Raw genomic sequence first — 18,801 nt, forward strand, 5'->3', positions numbered from 1 at the left:
GCCCCCGCAAATAGCTGCAAGGGCCATGCGACATCAGATGAGGTCGCGCTTGTAGCGCTCATCCCACTTCCGCGTTTTGACGAGGTTGCCATTTTCGAGTGCCGAAAGTTCTCCGGTCAGGTAGAAATTTTCCCTGTCGGAGCGCATCTCGGTGCGGCTCTCGATCTTGATGCGCCACCCATCCCGGCCAATTTCATATGTCTGGGTGAGGACGTATTTCGCGGAGAGGGGATCTCCGTCGCGAATGGTCAATTCACGCCGCAGGCTATGGCTGAGTTCGGTGTCGATGTCGTCAAACCGCAACACGCCCTCGCCGAACAAGCCGCCCACGCCTTCCGTGACATAGGTGTTGATACCCGTCTCATGGTCCTGTTCGGTCCAGCGGCGGACCGTGCCGGGATCGACCTGCGTCATGGGTGTCGATGGGCCGTGGGCAGGGGACTCGAAACGCACAGGCTTGTCGTCACCGGTGGCACGCACGGGCAGGTCAAGCGCGCTTTCTGCAACGGAAACGCTGATCGTCGCATCGTAAGGCGATGTCCATACCATCGGCCAGTAGGCCGTGGCGATGGCGAGTTGCAGCCGGTGCCCTTTGGCAAAACGATAACCGCAATCATTGAGCTTGATTGCGACATCGTAAAATTTGCCGGGTTCCAACGCTTCCGGATTTTCGTGGCTATCGCGGTGGGTCAGGTTGAAAACCTGATAACTGACACGTGTGACACGACCATCCGGCAAGACGTCGTTGAGGCGCAGTGAAATCTGCGCGACAGGGCAATCTGCGGCAATGCGCAGACGCGCTACCGGCGCACCGAGAATATCGAAATCCTCTTCCATCAAGGCGGTTTCGAAAACGAGCGCGCCACCGTTGTCGAGCCGCTGATCGGTTGGATGTTCACCGGGGCATCCGGTCGCCATCCATTCCCCGCCCGCCTTGCCGTGGCTTTGCGGCGAACGAATGCTGAGAATTGCCGGTTCGCTTGCCGTATCGCGCAGTTTCTTCGCTGCACCGAGGTAAAGCGAGCGGGTTGCAATTTCAGGCGAAGGCCATGTTGCTTCACCAACCCAGCGGCCTTGCGTCGTCGTGCGCGTACCGGTCGGTTCGATCGTGTCGCTGACGAAGGCGCGCAGCATCGGCTCGTCCATGACGCCGGTTTCCTTGCCTTTCAGCCAATGGTCCCACCAGCGCGTTGCTTCCTGCAGGAAGCCAATTGCGGGACCGGGAACACCATCTTGGGGGTAGATATGGCCCCACGGACCGATGATGCCGCGACGCGGGACCTGAAGGTTCTCCAGAAGCCGCGGGACGGCATTGGTATAGCTGTCCGCCCATGCGCCGATGGCAAGGACCGGGCATTCAATTGCGCTCCAGTCTTCGCAGACCGAGCCGTGTTTCCAGTAATCGTCGTAACGTTGGTGTTCCAGCCAGAGTGCGGGAAAGAAGGGAAGCTTCTCCAGGCGCTCGATCCAGCTGTCGCGCCACGTGTCACCGACGATCTCCGGATCGAGCGGACGGCTCTGATAAGCAAGCATGATGGTGCCCCACCACAGATTGTCGTTCAGCAGCAGGCCGCCCATGTAGTGAATGTCGTCGGTATAACGGTTGTCGGTCGAATAGGCGGTGATAACGGCTTTCAGTGCCGGCGGACGGCGGGCGGCGACCTGCAGGCCGTTGAAGCCGCCCCAGCTCTTACCCATCATGCCGACATTGCCGCTGCACCACGGCTGCCGGGAAATCCAGTCGATCACCTCGAGTGCGTCGTCCTGTTCCTGCTTCAGATATTCGTCTGCCATGTGGCCATCGGATTCGCCGGTGCCGCGCATGTCCACGCGAATTGCGGCATATCCCTGGCTGGCAAAATAGCCGTGCATCGGCTCGTCGCGCCCGCGGGTTCCGTCTCGCTTGCGATAGGGAATATACTCGAGAATGGCGGGAACCGGCGATTGTTCCGCGCCCTCCGGCAGCCAAAGGCGAGCACCAAGGCGTACGCCATCGCTCATGGGAATCCAGATATGTTCTTCAACACGTATTGTCATTTGGGGTATTCCAGTCGGGTCATTTGAAGCGGGCATCGCTTTGCCGGGAGACAACAATGAAAGAATGCGAGGCGACACCCATCAAAGAGTGAACCGCCCCGCAGATCATGCGGCGGGGAGGCCACGTTTTGCCAGCACGCCATCCAGCCAGTCGCGCCGCAGTTCGGGGACCCAGGTGATGAGCTGTTCGGTATAGGGTTGGTAAGGAGGTGCAAAAACCTCCTTGGTCGTGCCGGTTTCGACAATGCGGCCATGCTGCATCACCATCGTCCTGTCGGCGAGCCGGCGAACGACGCCGAGGTCATGGGTGATGAACAGATAGGAGACGCCCAGTTCATCCTGCAACGAGCGCAACAGTCTGAGAATTTCTTCCGCCACGAGAGGATCAAGTGCCGATGTCACCTCGTCGCAGATGATAAGATCGGGTCTTGCGGCAAGTGCGCGTGCGATACACACGCGCTGCTTCTGCCCCCCGGAAAGCGCTTTTGGCAGGCGCTCTGCAAACTCCCGGGGCAGACCGATCAGGTCCAGCAACCGGTTCACCTCGGAGGCGCGCTCATCTTCATTCATTCCGAAATAGAACGACATGGGACGGCCGATGATCTCGCCAACGGTGTGGCGTGGATTGAGCGCCACATCCGGAAGCTGGTAGACGAGCTGGATACGGCGCAGATCTTCGCGCGAACGCCTGGAGTACTTGTCCGCAAGCCGGTGTCCAGCCAGCGAAATGACTCCGGAGGATTGCGGCGGCAACCCGGCAATAACCCTGGCCAAAGTGGATTTTCCCGAACCGGATTCACCCACGACTGCCAGTGTTTCGCCCTTTCGGATTTCGCAGTGAACGTTGTCCAGCACCTTCTTGCGACCGTAGTAGGCGGTGACGCCACGCGCTTCCAGCAGGATTTCACCACCCCTGTTCTGGACGGATTCGCCGGACATGCTGGCTTGGCGTTCGGAAACAAGACGGCGCGTGTAGTCTTCCTGCGGGTGCTCGAGGATATCCTCGGCAGAACCGGCTTCTACCTTTTTGCCATGGCGCAAGACCATGATGCTGTCAGCAATCTGCGCGACGACGGCAAGGTCATGCGTGATGTAGAGGGCGGCGGTATTGTAGCGCTGGATGAGGCTGCGGAGCAGGGCCAGAACCTCTATCTGCGTGGTGACATCGAGTGCCGTTGTGGGTTCGTCCAGCACGAGTATGTCAGGGCGGCATGACATCGCCATGGCCACCATCGCGCGCTGTAACTGCCCACCGGAGACCTGATGCGGGTAACGGTCGCCGAAATTCTGATAATCGGGAAGTTGCAGCGCTTGCAGCAGTTCCAGCATCCAGGCTTCGGCTTCCCGCCGGTTCATGACGCCGTGGTAAAGCGGCCCCTCGATAATCTGTTCGCCAATCTTCATGGCAGGGTTGAACGCCGCAGCTGCACTTTGCGCCACATAAGCGATGCGCGCACCGCGCGCCGCCTCACGACCGGCGCGATCCACCGTCATCAGCGAAACGCCATTCACGACGATTTCTCCACCAACGATTCGGCAACCGTTTCGGCCATATCCCATGGCGGCAAGCCCGATGGTGGATTTACCGGCGCCGGATTCACCGATCAGCCCTTTGACCTCACCGCGCTTGAGATCCAGATCGATACCATCAACCAGAATTGCTCCATTCGGTGCAGCAACTTTCAGGCCGCGAATTTGCAGGACCTCATTGTTACTCATCGGTCTGCTCCCTGAATTGCGCTGCGGCCAGCCAGCAGCCAGTCCACGACGAGATTGACGCCGATGGTGAGAACGGCGATGGCAGCGGCCGGATATAGCGGTGCGTAGAGACCGTAAAGAATGGCCTGCTGGTTGTCCTTCACCATGCCGCCCCAGTCTGCGAAAGGCGGCTGAACGCCAAGCCCGAGAAAGGACAGACCGGCCACGAACAGAAAGGTGAAGCAGAAACGCAAGCCGAATTCCGCAATGAGCGGCGGCAGGGCATTGGGCAGTATCTCCCTGAACACCAGCCAGATCAGGCCTTCTCCGCGCAGGCGCGCGGTCTCGGCATATTCCAGCACATTCACGCCCTGGGCGACAATGCGCGCCAGACGGAAGACGCGGGTGGAATCCAGAAGCGCAATGGTCACTATCAGCACGGGGATGGACGAGCCTAGCGCCTGCAGCACGACAAGAGCCGAGATCAGCACTGGAATACACATGACAGTGTCGACGATGCGCGAAAGAACCATATCGAGCCAGCCGCCAAAGATGGCCGCGATGAAACCAAGCGTGATGCCGATTGTGAAGGAGAGCAGGGACGCCGCCAGCGAAACGCCGATGGAGATTTGCGCACCGGCCAAAAGGCGCGACAGCATATCGCGTCCGTTCTGATCAAGGCCAAACCAGTGCATTGCCGAAGGCGGATCGAAAGGCGAACCGACGATCTCCTCCTGCCCGAAAGGCGCGATATGCGGACCGGCTGCGAACAGGACGATGTTGACCGAAATGATGAAAAGACCGACCCATGCGGTTGGAGTGATGGTGCGGAGCATTTTCATCGCGGATGCCTCAGGCGCGGGTTAAGCGCAATTGCCGACACATCGGCAATGATGTTTAGAATGACGTAGGTTGCGCCGAAAACGAGGGCTGCTGCCTGTAGCAGCGGAAGGTCCCGCTTCGAAACGGCATCGACCATGAAACGGCCAAGGCCGTTATAGTTGAACACGGCCTCTACCAGAACCACACCGGTGATGAGATAGGCGATGTTGAACGATACGACGTTGACGATCGGGGCCGCGGCGTTGGGAAGCGCGTGGCGAAGAACCACGCGTTTGGTCCGCAATCCCTTGAGATAGGCTGTTTCGACATAGGCCTGATCCATCACCGCAAGAACGGCGGTACGGGTCATGCGCAGCATCTGCGCCACAGTAACCAGAACCAGCGTCAGAGCAGGAAGCGTGGTGGCTTTCAGCCAATCCGCAAAGCCCATGCCCGGATAAGTGTCGGCTAGGCTCGGCAAAAGATTGTACTGCACGGACACGAAAAGGATCAGCAACAGGCCCAGAAAATATTCCGGAAGGGAAACAAAGCCCAGCGCAACGATGTTGACAGCCCGATCGAACAGGCTGCCGCGCCAGATGGCACTGAACAGACCCAGAAGTACGGCAACCGGAACGGACACGACGGCGGCATACAGCGCCAGCGCCATGGTGTTCCAGAACCGCGGCCATAAGAGAGCTGCGACAGGCTGGTGGTTTGCCAGCGAATTTCCAAGGTCGCCGGTTACGAAACCGCCGAGCCAGGAAAGATAACGTTGCAGAAGGGGCTGCTCCAGACCGAGATCGGCGCGCAGCACTGCGAGAGATTCAGGCGTCGCATTCTGTCCGAGTATTGCTGACGCCACATCTCCGGGAAGAAGCTGAGTGCCGGCGAAAATAAGCGCCGACACCAGCAGAAGCGTCAAAATACCCAAAGCAATGCGCTTCAGGATAAGCTTAGTCATTATGCGTCCAACCAGACCTTTTCAGCGAGACGGGCACCCATGAAGTTGAACATCGGATGCGTGGTCACGCCCTTCAGTTTCTTGGATGTCGCATCCAGATAATCTCCGAACATCGGGATCATGGCGCCGCCCTCATTGGAGATGAGCGCCTGAAGCTCGGCATAGATTTCCTTGCGCTTCGCATCATCGAGAAGTGCACGCGCCTCAATGAGTTTCCTGTCGAAGTTTTCGTTCTTCCAGTGCGTATCATTTTGCGCCGAGGTGGACTGGTAAGCGATGGTCAGCATCTGGTCTGCTGTCGGGCGTCCGCCCCAGTATGACATGCAGAATGGAGCTTTCATCCAGACGTTGTCCCAGTAGCCATCGGCGGGTTCGCGCTTGATAGAAACATCGATGCCGCCCTTGGCCGCACTCGTGCGGAAAATCGCCGCTGCATCCACAGCGCCGGAGAAGGCGGCGTCGGAAGCGGAAATCTCTACCTTGAGCGTATCGAGGCCAGCCTGCTTCAGATAAAACTTCGCCTTCTCGGGGTCGTAGGGACGCTGCGCCAGATCCGCGGCATAAAAGCGGTCAGAACTCGGGATCGGATGATCGTTCCCGATGCGGCCGTAGCCACGCAGCGCGGTTTTCAAAAGCTGCTCGCGGTCGATGGCGTGCTTGATGGCAAGGCGGATATTGTTGTCCTTGTATGGCGCCTGCGTGCAATCCATCAGGAATGTGAAGTGCTGGCCGCCAGCCGATTGGACGATGTTGAGGTTGGGGTTACGGCGCAGCAGGTCTACTGTCTTGAAGTCGAGTTGGTTGATCGCATGGACCTGACCCGACATCATGGCATTGGTGCGTGCGGCGATATCGTTGATGACGATGACTTCCACGGCGTCAACGTGAGCGGCATTCGGCTTCCAGTAATTCGGATTACGGGTAAAGCGCGAACGAACGCCCGGATCGTAGCTTTCGAACACGAACGGCCCGGTGCCGACAGGTTTGCTGAAATCCGTCCAGCCTTCGGGCACAACGAGGAAATGGTAGTCGGACAGGATGTAAGGAAGGTCGGCATTGCCGCTTTCGAGGACGATCTTGACCTCGGTGTCGGAAAGCTTGTCGACGCTCTTGAGCGCAGACGCGACCGAGCGTGCCGCAGAGGTGGTTTCGCCACGGTGCAGGTTGATGGAGTAGATGACGTCTTCCACCGTCAGGGTCTTGCCGTTGTGGAAGGTGACACCCTGACGCAGCTTGAAGACCCACTCCACGGCGCCGGGCTGCGCTTCCCAGCTTTCGAACAATTCAGGCACAGCGTGATTGCTGGCATCGATCTCGACAAGGCCGTTCATGATCATGAAGGCCTGATTGACCGGCACCCAGTCTTTCAGGATGCGGGGATCGAGGTTATCCGTGGTGCTGCCGCCGCCGATACCCAATTTCAAAACGCCACCCTTCTTCGGTGTGTCCGCGCCTTGCGCACTGGCGTCTGTGATGAAACCGGCAGAAAGCGCCGCGAGGCTGGCCGCGCCGGCAAGAAAATGCCGCCGGTCGAGCGAGAAGGAAAAGGGGGAGGATGTCATGTTTGGGTTCCCTGTTTTTTATCGGGGCCGGACGAGGCGCGGCTGGCAGTGGCGTATCGTACTCGACGGTTCGGCACTAGATACCGATGCGCGCAGGGGGGTATGATTTTTGCGCATGGGGTCATGAAATCTGAGCGCATCCGGTTATCTGCGAAGCGGAGTAAAGGGATGCGCCGGAGCGGGTCCGGTGTAGCAGGCGCTCGCCGGGCGGGCGTGTTTATGGAGTGGATACAAATGGGGCTAGCGGATCTTGTCGGCCTTGCAGGAGCGTTTTTTTATCTCTTCGCCTATGCCCTGTTGCAGCTACGACTTCTGACGATAGAAGACTGGCGCTACACTCTCTTAAACGTTCTGGGTGGCGTGTTTCTGATCTACTCGCTGATATGGAATTTCAACCTCGGCTCGCTGATTTCACAGGTCGCCTGGCTGCTGTTCACCATCATCGGCTACGCGCGGTTCCTCCTGGACCGGCGCCGCAAGACACCTCCTGCGCAGGCATGACGGGTTTCAGCGCGCGGTTTTATGGTTGTCTGCAATCAGCCAATCGGAAACCTCGCGCACAATTTTACGCTGGTGGCGATCTGCCGGTCGCATCAGGTAAAATTTGCCTTCCGAGCGCATGGCATGGGAATGCACAGGAACGAGCGCTCCGCTGTCCAGTTGGTCGCGGATGAGCCAGGTCCACCCAAGCGTTGCACCAAGCCCCTGCGATGCCGCCGCGACGCAGAGGCCATAGTCTCCGAGTTTCCACTGGATTGCATCCTGTGGCGGCAACAGGTGTGACGAGCGCCACCAGTCGCTCCAATCCTGCCATTCCCGCATCGAATCTTCGATGGAGATCAAAACCGGTGCCCTCTGCTCCATAAGATTGGTCATGCCTCGGGCAGAAACGGGGACGACCTCCTCCTGGCCGAGTTCCGATAGCCAGACGCCAATCGGTCTTTCCTTGCGATAGAAAATAGCCAGGTCGAATTCATCCAGACGCAGATGTGCCACATCGTCAGTTACCCGCACCCGCAATTCGATGCCGGGAATATCGCGTTTCAGTTTCTGCAGGCGAGGCATGAACCATTGATCCGCAATCCCGCGAGAGCAGGCGATGGTGATCTGGCTGGCGCCGGTCCACGAGCGGACTCCGTCCGTGACACTTGCGATATCGAGGATCAGCCGCGATATATCGATCGAGTAGTTTTCGCCGATAGTCGTCAGTCGCACGCCGGTCGGCACGCGCTCGAAAAGCTTGGAGCCAATGAACGCTTCCAGCTTGCCGATCTGCCGGCTGACGGCGCTCTGCGTCAGGCCCAGCTCGTTTCCCGCGCGGGAGAAGCTGCCCAAACGGGACGCTGCCTCAAAAACAACAAGCGCCTCCAGCGGCGGCAATCTAAAAGACGGTTGCATTCAGGTTCCCAAAAACAGAGTTTGCGATCCGATACACCGCCGCCGCAAACTCTTCAATTTTTTTGGGATTCCATGCCGCGCTCAGGCTTTGCCACTAGCGCCTTTCTGTTACCCAAGACTAGGGCTGACGGTCCGGCATTATCAGCCAGAACAATTGCACGAGGTCGCGCCAGGTTCGAGCCAGATCCTCGGCTGTCGATGTCAGCTCCCTGTAAATATAGATGCCCGCAAGCGCGAGAAAGGTTGCAAGCGTTAGAACGGCCAACAGCACCCAAGGCCAGATGAGGCGTTTGCTCTTTGGCTTTGGTTCGGGCTTTGTGTCCAGATTGGGGTTCAATCACCGTCTCCTCATTCGCTTGAGGACTATGACGAAAACCGCGGGACTGCAACCGGAGGGGATACATCGCGCCCCTTCAAACCACTGGCACATAAAAGAATAACAGGTCTGCATTGACTGGGGCGGGGTAGTGAGCCGCGCCGCCTTGACACCTCTTCACCCTTTCGCAGCGGTCGGAACGCGAAGCCGGTATCTGCCACAATTGTGGAGTTTTTGCCACGAAAACATCAAGATTCATTCAGCCACAGTTCACCGGCAAGGGCGCTAAATCCCTCCATCCCGGAAGGAGGGAGATGAAATGCGTAAGATGATTTTAAGCGCTGGAATAATTCTCGGTGCCCTGTTCGGCAGTGGCGCGAACGCGATGCCTGTCGGTCAACCGGCCGCACCCCTGGCATCCAACGTTCAAAGTGTGGACTATGCTTGCGGACGCGGCTTTCATCTATCGCCGCGCGGATATTGCCGGCCCAATGGACCGCCGAGATATGAGCGCGGCTGGGACAGACGTGATCGCTGGGAAGCCCGCAGGGAGTGGCGTGAACGTCAGGCCCGCAGAGAATGGCGCGAGCGCAGAGATTGGCGCGAACATCGCGAATGGCGAGACCGTCGCGACTATCGATGGTAATGAAAACAGGCCCTCTCCGAACCGGGAGGGCCTTTTCCGTCTGGGTGCGTCTTGAGTTTTTAGCGACGATCTTCAACGCATAGATTGATCGGTTTGCGCCAATTGCCGTCATCAGTCATTTGGGCCGAACTCTTCCCAAATGATCCAAGGTTTTGACGCGTTTGCCGGGGGTGCCACAGAACTGGTCGGTGGAAGTTCGACCTTTACTATCTTCCATCATAATGGGTGCAATGAACCAAAAAGGTTCGGTCATCCCATAGCCCGTTATTCTAGCTTCCCGGTGCTGCGGCTGATCCTGCAAGAATGCCGCCATCGATGTTCAGTTCGGCCCCAGTCATATAAGTTGCCTCGTCAGATGCGAGCAGGACTGCGAGTGCGGCTACCTCCTCGGCTCTGCCAAAGCGTTGCATGGGCGTTTCTTTGACCAGCGCGGCTTCACGATCTTTGCGATCTGGGCCATTTCCCAACATCGGCTCCCACATCGGTGTCATCACGGCCGCAGGGTGAATTGAATTGCACCGGATGTTCAGGCCCTGACCGGCGCAATAAAGGGCCACGCTCTTGGTGTGGTTGCGGATGGCGGCCTTGGATGAGGCGTAGGCCGCTGCCATTGGAATTCCGACAAGCCCTGAGCGTGAGGAAATGTTGATAATCGACCCCGCACCATTTGCTCGCATGGCGCGGATTGCATAACGGCAGCCCAGAAAGGTGCCATCCAGGTTGACCGCATGGACCTTGTGCCAATCAGCAAGTTGGGCATTTTCTGGATCATGGGCTGGCGGGGCTCCTTCGAATGGTCCTTCAAAGCCTGTTATTCCCGCATTGTTGACGACGACGTCGATCTTGGGAAATTGACTGGCAATTTTCGCCCAGTCTGCCTCGCATGCGACGTCGAGACGGACAAACCTCCCGCCGATTGAGCCTGCGGTCAACAAGCCGCCATCCACGTCTATATCGGTAACGATGACCTGTGCCCCCTCGTCAGCAAACGCTTGGGCGATAGCCGCACCGATTCCGCGCGCCGCGCCGGTCACGAGTGCGGTCTTTCCAGAAAGTCTGGGCATGAATGTTCCTTTGATGCAAATGCTGAGCTAGCCAACGCGTCGTTTTGAAAAGACTGCGCTGTGATCGACGTAAGTCCGGATTATCGGCGATCTTTGTCCATGGTCATAAACTCCTCATCAGCATCCTTTATTTACCCACCACTGTCTTATTGGTCAAGAAATGCACCGTACTATTCCGCCGATGGCTTCAATGGACGAACTCCACCGGCGCGCATAAGCCCGCCAGCATCTGTCATGCGCAGATACTCCAGTCAGGTTTCGACAAAGAGCTTTTCGATCGCAAAATCGATGAAGGCGCGCAGCCGCGGCGCCATGAAGCGGGCTGATGGCCAGACAATTGAAAACTGGCCTGGTGCGGCGAGATGCTCGTTCAGGACCGTCTCGAGCAGGCCATCCCTGATGGCGTCCGTCGCCAGGAATTCAGGCATGTAAGCGAGCCCCATCCCGTCAATCGCCGCCGCCCGTATCGCCTCCATATTACCGCAGGTGAGGGCGATACGCATGCTCGAAAGGGGGTTGTCGCCGTTTTCCAGCAGCCATTCCTGAAACCTGCCGGAGGTCGGAAAGCGGAAGCGCAATGCATCATGCTCTGGCAAATGGCTGGGGTGCCGGGGCGTGCCCATTCGTTGAAAATAGTCCGGCGACGCGCATAAAATGAAGCGGAATGGACCAAGACGCCGCGCTATCAGGCTGGAATCATCAAGCTCGCCACTGCGGATTGCAGCATCAAAGCCGCCCTCGATCAGATCGACGCGCCTGTCGTTAAAGTCGAGTTCCAGATCGATATCGGGATAACGCCGGCGAAATTCAGGCACGATCGGCAGCAGAAAGCGGTATCCGATTGTCGGAAGCGTCACGCGCAGACTGCCGCGGGGCAGGGCCAGATTGTCCGTGACTGCTTCATGTGCGTCGCGCAGATCGGTGAGGATGGACCGATACCGCTCAAACAGCATTGCCCCTTCATTGGTCAGGGAGACCTGCCGGGTGGTGCGATTGAACAGCCGTACGCCCAGAGATGCCTCCAGTCGGGCAACGCTCTTTCCGACAGCAGAAGGTGAAAGTCCCAGGCTCTGCCCGGCCTTGGCAAAATTCAGCCTTTCGGCAACCCGGACGAAGGCATCGATCTCGCTCAACTTATCCATTGTCACTGATTAGAGAATTTCAATCCGCAATGAAAGGCCCGTGAGGCCGATTGTCGAATTCATGTCGTCTGATGAGAATGGATGCCGATACGCGACCTTGGTGTCGCGATGCCATTTCACGATTGGAGTTCGCATGAACGACGCCCCTCATAGAGCCTCAGCCAGCCGGAATTCGGTATTGGTGGCGGTGTGTCTTGCCGCCTTGACCCTTCCTTTGAACTTCTCCGCCGGTGCGGTTGCCACGCCGGCGATCGGGCAGGACCTCGGGGGATCGCCTGCATCCCTCACCTGGATCACCAATGCCTTCATGCTGGCTTTCGGAAGTCTTCTGATGGCGGCAGGCGCGCTGGCCGATCGATATGGCAGAAGGCGGGTGTTCTTGATCGGCCTTGCGCTGTTTACCGGCTTCTCCTTTGCGCTTGGATTTGCGCCTTCGGTGTGGATCATCGATCTGCTACGTGCCGGTCAAGGCGTGGGCGCCGCCGCTGCCCTGGCCGGAGGGACGGCCGCACTTGCGCAGGAATTCGACGGCCACGCTAGGACGCGCGCCTTTGGGTTGCTTGGAACGACCTTCGGCGTCGGTCTTGCATCTGGTCCGCTGCTGACGGGATTGATGATCGAAACGGTCGGATGGCGGGCAATATTCCTTGCCGGCGGCCTGATCGGCCTCCTTGCCCTGATCCTCGGCCCGCCACGGATGCGTGAAACGAGGGATCCCAATGCGGCGGAACTCGACTGGCTGGGCGCTGCAAGCTTTACCCTCACGCTCACCCTCTTCACCGTTGCGATGATCGAGCTGCCTGTTCTCAGGTCTAACGGTATCATCGCTTTCAGCACAGGATTTGCGTTTTCGCTTGCAGCCTTCGTCTTGATCGAAATGCGGGCAGCGCGACCGATGCTGGACTTATCGCTATTCCGTTATCCGCGGTTCGTGGGGGTGCAGCTATTGCCAATCGCCACCTGCGCCTGTTTCGTTGTTCTTCTTGTTATCATCCCGTTGCGCCTCATCGGTATCGAGCAACAAGGAGCAATCGGGGCGGGGTTCATCATGTTGGGACTGTCGGCTCCGATGCTGGTGGTGCCTATAGTCGCGACGATGTTGGCGCGTCATGTTTCGCCGGGCATGCTCTGCGGCATCGGCCTGCTGATCGCCGCCTCTGGCCTCGTCTGGCTTGCCGGCTTCACTGCAGAGGATGGAGCCATGATCGTTCTGCCCATGCTCGTCATCGGGGTGGGCGCCGGCCTGCCATGGGGCCTGATGGATGGCTTGTCCGTTGGCGTCGTGCCGGTGGAGCGTGCGGGAATGGCGACCGGCATATTCAGTACCGTGCGGGTCGCCGGTGAGGGCATCGCGCTTGCAGTCGTCAGCGCCGCCCTGTCGGCATTGACCTCGGCATCCCTGGGACGGCTGACGCCTATGTCTACGCCCCTCTTGAATCAGACAGGTCAGCGTCTGGCAGTGGGCGACCTGGCGGGTGCAGCGGCAATATCGTCCCACATCGGGGACGACCTGTTGCGGGATGCCTATCAGACTGCGTTTTCGACACTTTGCTGGTGGCTTGCCGCGGTAACGACGCTATGCGCCATCGCAGTCCTTCTCCTGCTGCCAAATAGTACTGCGGTCGCCGACAAAGTGACGGCTCCGTAGATTATCGGGAACGAACACGGTGTTCCCGGTTGGGCGTGGAGGAGGAGAGTCCAGGGATGCGGGCCGAAGGACATTAGCGGGCATATCCTTTGATATGCTTCGCCGGCCCGCCTTCCGGGCAATCTCCTACTCATGTGCCATTGTTCAATGAACTAGGCTACGGGAGCAGGCAAGATCGCCTCTTTCACAGCCAGTTCTGCCATGGCGAGGGCGGCATCACGGGTTTTGGCGGCAGCAATAAACCGGCCGTTGTGGCAGAAACTCGCGCCTTCAATGCCGCAAACGGCTTCCAGATCGCCATTTGTAAGGCCAGCCCATGCCGCAGGCAGGTCTGCCCGCAGTTCAAAGCCTTCATCTGCGCGACGGATACCGGTCAGACACCAGTCCTTGTCACGCGGGTGAACGACAAACAGCAGATTGTCGGCGCCCGCCTTCACAATGGCGGGCCGAAACGGCATACCCATCGGCAATTCCAGAATATGACCTTTACCGGCATCGACGATAGCCTGCATTACAAGCGCCTCGGCGCGCAGTTTCGCAGCGCTTTTGGCTATTTTCGCCTCGACGAAGCTGCGGGCAATGACGAGCGCCGCGTGGAAACTGCGATCATCGGCTTCGGGGTCGGTCTCGTCAAAAACAGGTTTCAGAGTTTCCAGCAGGACAGGCAGCGTCAGCGCAACCAGCGGCCCGGCGACGGACGGGCTGACCGCACCATTGTCGACCAGATCGACCGGCAGCACAAAGCTGCCATCGAAAGAGGTATGGACGGTTTCGACATGTTCATCGGGGATGCCGAAGGCGGCAAGATAGTCCCGGCCGAAATGCTTCCAGATCAGTCCGAATGAACTATATGGCTGACCGTCATCCCTCAGCGGCGCGCCGCGCTGATGGTGATCGAATATCCTGCTTGTCGCGTCATAGGCGCCGCCGACATCGTAGATGATGCGGTCCACGCCGGGGGTGATCCATTCCGGCGCCCGGCTGCGGACGATGCGGGCCTGCGGGAAAAGTCGGGTCAGGATGACGCTGGACAGCAGTTCGTCGGCATGGAAGCCACCGGAATGGGTGACGAGAAAATCCGGGATCATGTCAGGATAAGCCTTGTTGCTTGCGGGAGGTCCGCCTGGAATTGAGGCACCTGATACCCTTTGCCCGACGCCATCTCAACCCGTCATTCGCCGCTTCTGTATCATATTGCCGGTTCGGGACCGTCTCCACTCGTAGCGGAAGGTAACGCCGCTCCCCTTATCGCCTTCCTGCACTACGTTGGTTTCCGCGTTTCGTATGTACTGGAAAACCCATACGTATTGCAGTCGGTGAGGAGCGGCATTTGCCTCTTCATCAGGCAGCATCCAGAGAGAGGGTCAGGTCGGCGACCAGATCGTCGGGATGTTCGATGCCGATTGACAGCCGGATCGTGGAATCAAGCACACCAATGCGCTGGCGGATATCGGCCGGAACACCCGAATGCGTCATCGTTGCAGGATGGGAGGCGAGAGATTCCGTACCGCCAAGGCTGACCGCGAGTTTGAATATCGTGAGAGCGTTGAGGAATTTGAAAGACGCTGCCTGCCCGCCCGCAATGTCAAACGAGAAGGTCGATCCCGCACCGGTGCATTGATGTGCAAACACCTTGCCAACCGGGGACGCCGGATCGTGAAACGGCAGATAATGGATTTTCTCGACCTTGGGATGCGCCTTCAGGAATTCGGCCACCACCTCGGCATTGCTATTTGCCCGCTCCATGCGGATTTGTAGCGTCTCAAGCGAGCGCCCGAGCATCCAGCACGAATGCGGGTCGAGCTGGGTGCCTATCGCTCCGCGTAATGCCTTTACCTGCTTCATGACATCCTTGCGACCGAGCGCTGCTCCGGCAATGAGGTCGGAGTGCCCGCCAACGTATTTTGTCAGTGAATAGAGCGAGATATCGGCACCGTGCTCGATTGGCCGCTGGAACACCGGACCGAGGAGTGTGTTGTCGCACGCGATGATTGGCCTGTGCCCCTGCTTCTGGCCGATCACGTCGGCAACGCGGCTGATCATAGCGATATCGACAATACTGTTGGTCGGGTTGGCGGGGGTCTCGATGAGGATGACGGACACCCTGCCTTTCGCCATCGCAGCCTCTGCGGCGGATATCACCGAGGCCTCGCTGACACCGTCGGCGAAACCCACCGCCGAAACGCCGAAATTGTGGAAGGTCTTTGCCAGCAGCGTCTCAGTGCCGCCGTACAAAGGCTGGGAATGGAGTACGGTGTCGCCGGGCCGGACAAAAGCGAAAAGCGTCGTCGAAATGGCGGACATGCCGGACGAGAAGAGCGCACAACTCTCGGTGCGTTCGTAAACGGCAAGGCGGTCCTCGACGATCTCGCTATTGGGATGGTTGAAACGCGAATAGACGAGGCCTGCACCTCTGCCTGCGGGCGGCTCCTTGCGGCCGGAGACATAGTCGAAGAAGTCGCGACCGTCCTCCGCCGACTTGAAGACGAAGGTCGAGGTCAGAAACACAGGCGGCTTCACCGCTCCTTCCGACAATTCCGGATCGTAGCCGTAATTGAGCATCTGGGTTTCAGGATGGAGAGCGTGGTTGCCGATATGGGTTTTAGACGGATGCGGTGCGGTCATTTGCGGAAGGTCCTCCTCAACAGACGTTGAACTGTCCGCAGCTTACATCCAATCAAGCCAAAATACCTTGCATTCTGAAGCGTGGATATGTCTGATGAAGCAATATATTGCGGAGAATTGTGCTCTATGTCGCAAAAAATTGCAGATCCAATCGACCGGCGGATAGTCAAGGAGCTGTCTGCCGACGCAAGGATCACCAACAACGAACTTGCTGAGCGAGTCGGCTTGTCGGCATCTGCATGTCTGCGGAGGCTGCGACGGCTGGAAGAGACGGGGTTGATCAAAGGTTATTCCGCGATCGTTGATCCGGCAATCGAGGGATGGACGATGACCGCGCTTGCATCCATCCGCCTCAGTCGCCAGCACGATGACGAAATCCAGATGTTCGAGGCGGCCGTTCTGGACTGGGACGAGGTTCTGGAATGTCACCTCGTCACGGGTTCGAGGGACTACATGCTCAAGGTCATGTGCGGTGGGCTCGAGGACTACGAGCGCTTCATCAAAGAGAAGATCGCGAAGCTGAAATGCGTCGACACCATCGAGACCAGCTTTGTCATGAACACGATCAAGGCGCGGCGCATCTAAGCTTTGCTAGAAGCTCCGCGCCCGGTGTGTTCAAGCTCCGAGAACCGGAGCTTGAACCGTTTGGGGGTGCGGTCGGACGACTTACTCGGCCGTCGCCTGGATATCGACCTTGTCGAGAAGAAGCATCGGGTTTTCAGACGCTGCAACCAGATCAAAAAGACCAAGACCGTTTGGTCCAGTGGAGCGGGCGGTAACCGTAAGAGTACCTGGGTTGTTGATGAAGCGAAGCAACGCGTCCACCGCACTCTTGAGTTTGGGCTGTTCAGCTGCGATCTGCTGCAACCCCGCGCTTGCCACGAGTGTCAGAACACCGCGCACTTGATCCTCGGTCATGTCGTTTTGCAGAGCATACAGCTTGATAGCCTTGGCCATCATGCCTTCGTCCTTGATCGTCAGCTTTACCTCGCGACCCGCGAGCCCCAGGAGGGCGGCCTGGGTACGATTGGTGTCGAAGGAGAAGAACTCCTCCGTGAACCCGCTCGCCAGACCGGAAAAATTGACGCTGCCAATATCCTTGCCGCGCATGGAGATTTCCCGGATCACCAGGTTCTTGTTCGGTTCATCCCAGCCGGCGGCAAGGGCATAAGACAGGGCGAGCGCCTCGAAACCCAGTTTGCGGGCTTCGACAAAAACTTCCTCGGTCGAATCTTCCGGGATCGGAAGAGAAAGGTCATCCTGCCTGATCACGATATCTGTGGGTATGCCGTTGAAGGGCTTTGTCAGACCCATCTCGAAATTCCTGAGCGTGAACTTGATGCGCTCAGGCACGCCCTCCGTCTTTTCACCAGTCTCGTCGTCTGTCTGTTCCGGGGCGGCGACGTCAACATTGATGCCTCCGACGCGGACGGTGCCCAGTTCCGGTATCAGGTGATTAAACGGGAAAGTCTCGATCTGCTTGTCGTCAAGCCCGACGATTTTGGAGAGACTCTCGATTGTGGAACTCCAGTCAAAGCCCTTGAGGCTTGCCTCGGCGACTTCGATCGTGTCGACGCCATTTCCGATCGACATGCCATTCAGGCCGAAGTCGAGCTTACGGCTGTCCATCTGCATATCGATACGATCAATGCCGACCTTGACCCTTTTGCCGGCAGCCCCTTCGCTTTCATCAGGCGCGTCGGCCTTGAACCCGAGCAACTGCATGTTGCTCTTGCCAATCATATCGAGAATGGACAGGGCCTTGGCGAAAATTGCCTGGCGTTCCTGAGGTGAAAGCTCGTCGGTATTTTTGGCCGCCGAAAGCGCGTTCATCGTTTCCAGAAGCGGCTCGGCCGGCATGCGGGCGCTGAAGCCGTCGCTGCGTATTTCATCGTAGGTGAAATGACCGTCTCCGTCTGAGAACGAGATTTTGCTGACGGAGAGCGGACCATAGAGAAGCTTTGCGTCCTTATCTTCGGGACCCGCTTTTTCCGTATAGAGCCTTGCGAGGTAAGCGGCATCGAAGTCCTGCCCGGCTATGGCGCCGGTCGATACGACCAAGTGCTTCTTTTTCATCGCGCCAGTGCTGTCCGGTAGATCCATCTGGATGTCGTAGCTGGCATTGTCGATGGAATATCGGGCGACCCGGCCTTTGGCGATGTCCGAGAAGGCTACGTTCTTGTAAACAGTCTTCTGCTCGGTGGTGGCGATGGACTGCGTGAATGTCATCTCAGGCGTGGAAATACGCTCTGCTGCAAAGCGCTCTATGCGCTTAGGCAGAGAGTTGGCATTTCCGTCTCCGGATACTTCAGCCGCATCCGGTTTGTTGAACGCGGCATTCTCGACACGCGCATGCGCCATCGAGATCTTGCCGGTTGGCACGTCAACATTAATGTCGTTCAGCTCCAGTGCGCCATCCAGGAAAGGAAATTTTGGACGTCCATCGATAGCTGCAATCCGGATGTTCTTGCCATCGGCAAGCGGCAAGGCCAGTTCGCGAATATGAATCTGCCCGAGGAAATCAACCTCAACGGAACGGGCAGTTGCGCCAGTGCGAGCAACGAGTTCGCTGACCTTTGCTTCGTAGAAGGCCTTACCCCCGATGACGCCTGCAGCAGCAACAGCAATAATCGCAACCGCCGCCCATAAAGCTTTGGTCCGGCCCTTACCGGTTTGGGTATTTACCTGTTCCACGAAATTGGTCCTCTCCGACGCGATTTGAAACTGCACGCCTTTTAAGCACGCGAAAGTTGCTCCGCAAGTGGGCGCTAGCGGGACAGTTGGAGAACTTGTCCCAAAACGCAAAACGCCGGGTCCGCTCCTGACCAAACATCAAACGGGACAGCCTGGCATTTTGCAGATCATAAAGGTCAAGAATG

16 protein-coding genes are annotated in these 18,801 nt (G+C 58.2%); 4 read left to right on the forward strand and 12 right to left on the reverse strand.

Annotation, left to right across the window (positions count from 1 at the left end; genetic code table 11):
• Positions 1-33 precede the first annotated feature (33 nt).
• The 5 genes from ACQZ5Y_RS18695 to ACQZ5Y_RS18715 all read right to left on the reverse strand — a co-directional run bounded on the left by ACQZ5Y_RS18695 (position 34) and on the right by ACQZ5Y_RS18715 (position 7,083).
• Entirely contained in the window at positions 34-2,037 is a 2,004-nt protein-coding gene (locus ACQZ5Y_RS18695) for a CocE/NonD family hydrolase (protein ID WP_019566414.1), read from the reverse strand.
• A gap of 105 nt (positions 2,038-2,142) precedes the next feature.
• On the reverse strand, positions 2,143-3,756 hold the full coding sequence (locus tag ACQZ5Y_RS18700) for an ABC transporter ATP-binding protein (RefSeq protein ID WP_174059960.1): 1,614 nt from the start codon (positions 3,754-3,756) through the stop codon (positions 2,143-2,145).
• Entirely contained in the window at positions 3,753-4,577 is an 825-nt protein-coding gene (locus tag ACQZ5Y_RS18705; protein ID WP_019566413.1) for an ABC transporter permease, read from the reverse strand. Before ACQZ5Y_RS18705 ends, ACQZ5Y_RS18700 begins: the two co-directional genes overlap by 4 nt.
• Positions 4,574-5,521 (reverse strand): ABC transporter permease, encoded by a 948-nt coding sequence (locus tag ACQZ5Y_RS18710; RefSeq protein ID WP_174059959.1) that lies wholly within the window; start codon positions 5,519-5,521, stop codon positions 4,574-4,576. The genes ACQZ5Y_RS18705 and ACQZ5Y_RS18710 overlap by 4 nt, the downstream gene beginning before the upstream one ends.
• Entirely contained in the window at positions 5,521-7,083 is a 1,563-nt protein-coding gene (locus ACQZ5Y_RS18715; RefSeq protein ID WP_013761343.1) for an ABC transporter substrate-binding protein, read from the reverse strand. Before ACQZ5Y_RS18715 ends, ACQZ5Y_RS18710 begins: the two co-directional genes overlap by 1 nt.
• 234 nt (positions 7,084-7,317) lie before the next feature.
• Here ACQZ5Y_RS18715 and ACQZ5Y_RS18720 point away from each other — a divergent pair, with 234 nt between their 5' ends.
• Positions 7,318-7,584 carry a CBU_0592 family membrane protein gene (locus ACQZ5Y_RS18720; RefSeq protein WP_003517727.1) on the forward strand — a complete coding sequence of 89 codons (267 nt, stop codon included), beginning with the start codon at positions 7,318-7,320 and terminating at the stop codon, positions 7,582-7,584.
• Between the two features lie 6 nt (positions 7,585-7,590).
• Here ACQZ5Y_RS18720 and ACQZ5Y_RS18725 read toward each other — a convergent pair whose 3' ends face one another.
• Positions 7,591-8,481 carry a LysR substrate-binding domain-containing protein gene (locus tag ACQZ5Y_RS18725; protein WP_013761341.1) on the reverse strand — a complete coding sequence of 297 codons (891 nt, stop codon included), beginning with the start codon at positions 8,479-8,481 and terminating at the stop codon, positions 7,591-7,593.
• A 118-nt stretch (positions 8,482-8,599) separates the two neighbouring features.
• A complete protein-coding gene (locus ACQZ5Y_RS18730) occupies positions 8,600-8,818 on the reverse strand; it encodes a hypothetical protein (RefSeq protein WP_025596007.1) in 219 nt (72 codons plus the stop codon).
• 298 nt (positions 8,819-9,116) lie between these two features.
• Between ACQZ5Y_RS18730 and ACQZ5Y_RS18735 the strand changes: the two genes are divergently transcribed.
• On the forward strand, positions 9,117-9,443 hold the full coding sequence (locus tag ACQZ5Y_RS18735; protein ID WP_013761339.1) for a GCG_CRPN prefix-to-repeats domain-containing protein: 327 nt from the start codon (positions 9,117-9,119) through the stop codon (positions 9,441-9,443).
• Between the two features lie 269 nt (positions 9,444-9,712).
• Here ACQZ5Y_RS18735 and ACQZ5Y_RS18740 read toward each other — a convergent pair whose 3' ends face one another.
• Complete coding sequence (locus ACQZ5Y_RS18740; RefSeq protein ID WP_174037519.1) at positions 9,713-10,507, reverse strand: SDR family oxidoreductase; 795 nt, start codon at positions 10,505-10,507, stop codon at positions 9,713-9,715.
• 251 nt (positions 10,508-10,758) lie between these two features.
• Complete coding sequence (locus ACQZ5Y_RS18745; protein WP_174059958.1) at positions 10,759-11,649, reverse strand: LysR family transcriptional regulator; 891 nt, start codon at positions 11,647-11,649, stop codon at positions 10,759-10,761.
• 133 nt (positions 11,650-11,782) lie between these two features.
• On the opposite strand from ACQZ5Y_RS18745, the gene ACQZ5Y_RS18750 reads away from it, so the two are divergent.
• On the forward strand, positions 11,783-13,297 hold the full coding sequence (locus ACQZ5Y_RS18750) for an MFS transporter (protein WP_236762978.1): 1,515 nt from the start codon (positions 11,783-11,785) through the stop codon (positions 13,295-13,297).
• Between the two features lie 152 nt (positions 13,298-13,449).
• On the opposite strand, the gene ACQZ5Y_RS18755 is transcribed toward ACQZ5Y_RS18750, so the two are convergent.
• Positions 13,450-14,385: an MYG1 family protein gene (locus tag ACQZ5Y_RS18755; protein WP_003517707.1), complete on the reverse strand. Its 936-nt coding sequence runs from the start codon at positions 14,383-14,385 to the stop codon at positions 13,450-13,452.
• Between the two features lie 253 nt (positions 14,386-14,638).
• A complete protein-coding gene (locus ACQZ5Y_RS18760) occupies positions 14,639-15,922 on the reverse strand; it encodes a cystathionine gamma-synthase family protein (RefSeq protein ID WP_003517704.1) in 1,284 nt (427 codons plus the stop codon).
• 126 nt (positions 15,923-16,048) lie between these two features.
• Between ACQZ5Y_RS18760 and ACQZ5Y_RS18765 the strand changes: the two genes are divergently transcribed.
• On the forward strand, positions 16,049-16,507 hold the full coding sequence (locus ACQZ5Y_RS18765) for an Lrp/AsnC family transcriptional regulator (protein ID WP_003517703.1): 459 nt from the start codon (positions 16,049-16,051) through the stop codon (positions 16,505-16,507).
• An 81-nt stretch (positions 16,508-16,588) separates the two neighbouring features.
• Here ACQZ5Y_RS18765 and ACQZ5Y_RS18770 read toward each other — a convergent pair whose 3' ends face one another.
• Positions 16,589-18,616, reverse strand: a complete 2,028-nt coding sequence (locus tag ACQZ5Y_RS18770) for a hypothetical protein (RefSeq protein WP_174059957.1) — start codon at positions 18,614-18,616, stop codon at positions 16,589-16,591.
• Positions 18,617-18,801: the final 185 nt, after the last annotated feature.

It is taken from the genome of Agrobacterium sp. A3-95 (assembly GCF_053521785.1).

Excerpts from the sequence above, each read along its gene's own strand:
- ACQZ5Y_RS18695 (WP_019566414.1), bottom strand. The coding sequence starts at position 2,037 with ATGACAATACGTGTTGAAGAACATATCTGGATTCCCATGAGCGATGGC.
- ACQZ5Y_RS18700 (WP_174059960.1), bottom strand. The coding sequence starts at position 3,756 with ATGAGTAACAATGAGGTCCTGCAAATTCGCGGCCTGAAAGTTGCTGCA.
- ACQZ5Y_RS18705 (WP_019566413.1), bottom strand. The coding sequence starts at position 4,577 with ATGAAAATGCTCCGCACCATCACTCCAACCGCATGGGTCGGTCTTTTC.
- ACQZ5Y_RS18710 (WP_174059959.1), bottom strand. The coding sequence starts at position 5,521 with ATGACTAAGCTTATCCTGAAGCGCATTGCTTTGGGTATTTTGACGCTT.
- ACQZ5Y_RS18715 (WP_013761343.1), bottom strand. The coding sequence starts at position 7,083 with ATGACATCCTCCCCCTTTTCCTTCTCGCTCGACCGGCGGCATTTTCTT.
- ACQZ5Y_RS18720 (WP_003517727.1), top strand. The coding sequence starts at position 7,318 with ATGGGGCTAGCGGATCTTGTCGGCCTTGCAGGAGCGTTTTTTTATCTC.
- ACQZ5Y_RS18725 (WP_013761341.1), bottom strand. The coding sequence starts at position 8,481 with ATGCAACCGTCTTTTAGATTGCCGCCGCTGGAGGCGCTTGTTGTTTTT.
- ACQZ5Y_RS18735 (WP_013761339.1), top strand. The coding sequence starts at position 9,117 with ATGCGTAAGATGATTTTAAGCGCTGGAATAATTCTCGGTGCCCTGTTC.
- ACQZ5Y_RS18740 (WP_174037519.1), bottom strand. The coding sequence starts at position 10,507 with ATGCCCAGACTTTCTGGAAAGACCGCACTCGTGACCGGCGCGGCGCGC.
- ACQZ5Y_RS18745 (WP_174059958.1), bottom strand. The coding sequence starts at position 11,649 with ATGGATAAGTTGAGCGAGATCGATGCCTTCGTCCGGGTTGCCGAAAGG.
- ACQZ5Y_RS18750 (WP_236762978.1), top strand. The coding sequence starts at position 11,783 with ATGAACGACGCCCCTCATAGAGCCTCAGCCAGCCGGAATTCGGTATTG.
- ACQZ5Y_RS18755 (WP_003517707.1), bottom strand. The coding sequence starts at position 14,385 with ATGATCCCGGATTTTCTCGTCACCCATTCCGGTGGCTTCCATGCCGAC.
- ACQZ5Y_RS18760 (WP_003517704.1), bottom strand. The coding sequence starts at position 15,922 with ATGACCGCACCGCATCCGTCTAAAACCCATATCGGCAACCACGCTCTC.
- ACQZ5Y_RS18765 (WP_003517703.1), top strand. The coding sequence starts at position 16,049 with ATGTCGCAAAAAATTGCAGATCCAATCGACCGGCGGATAGTCAAGGAG.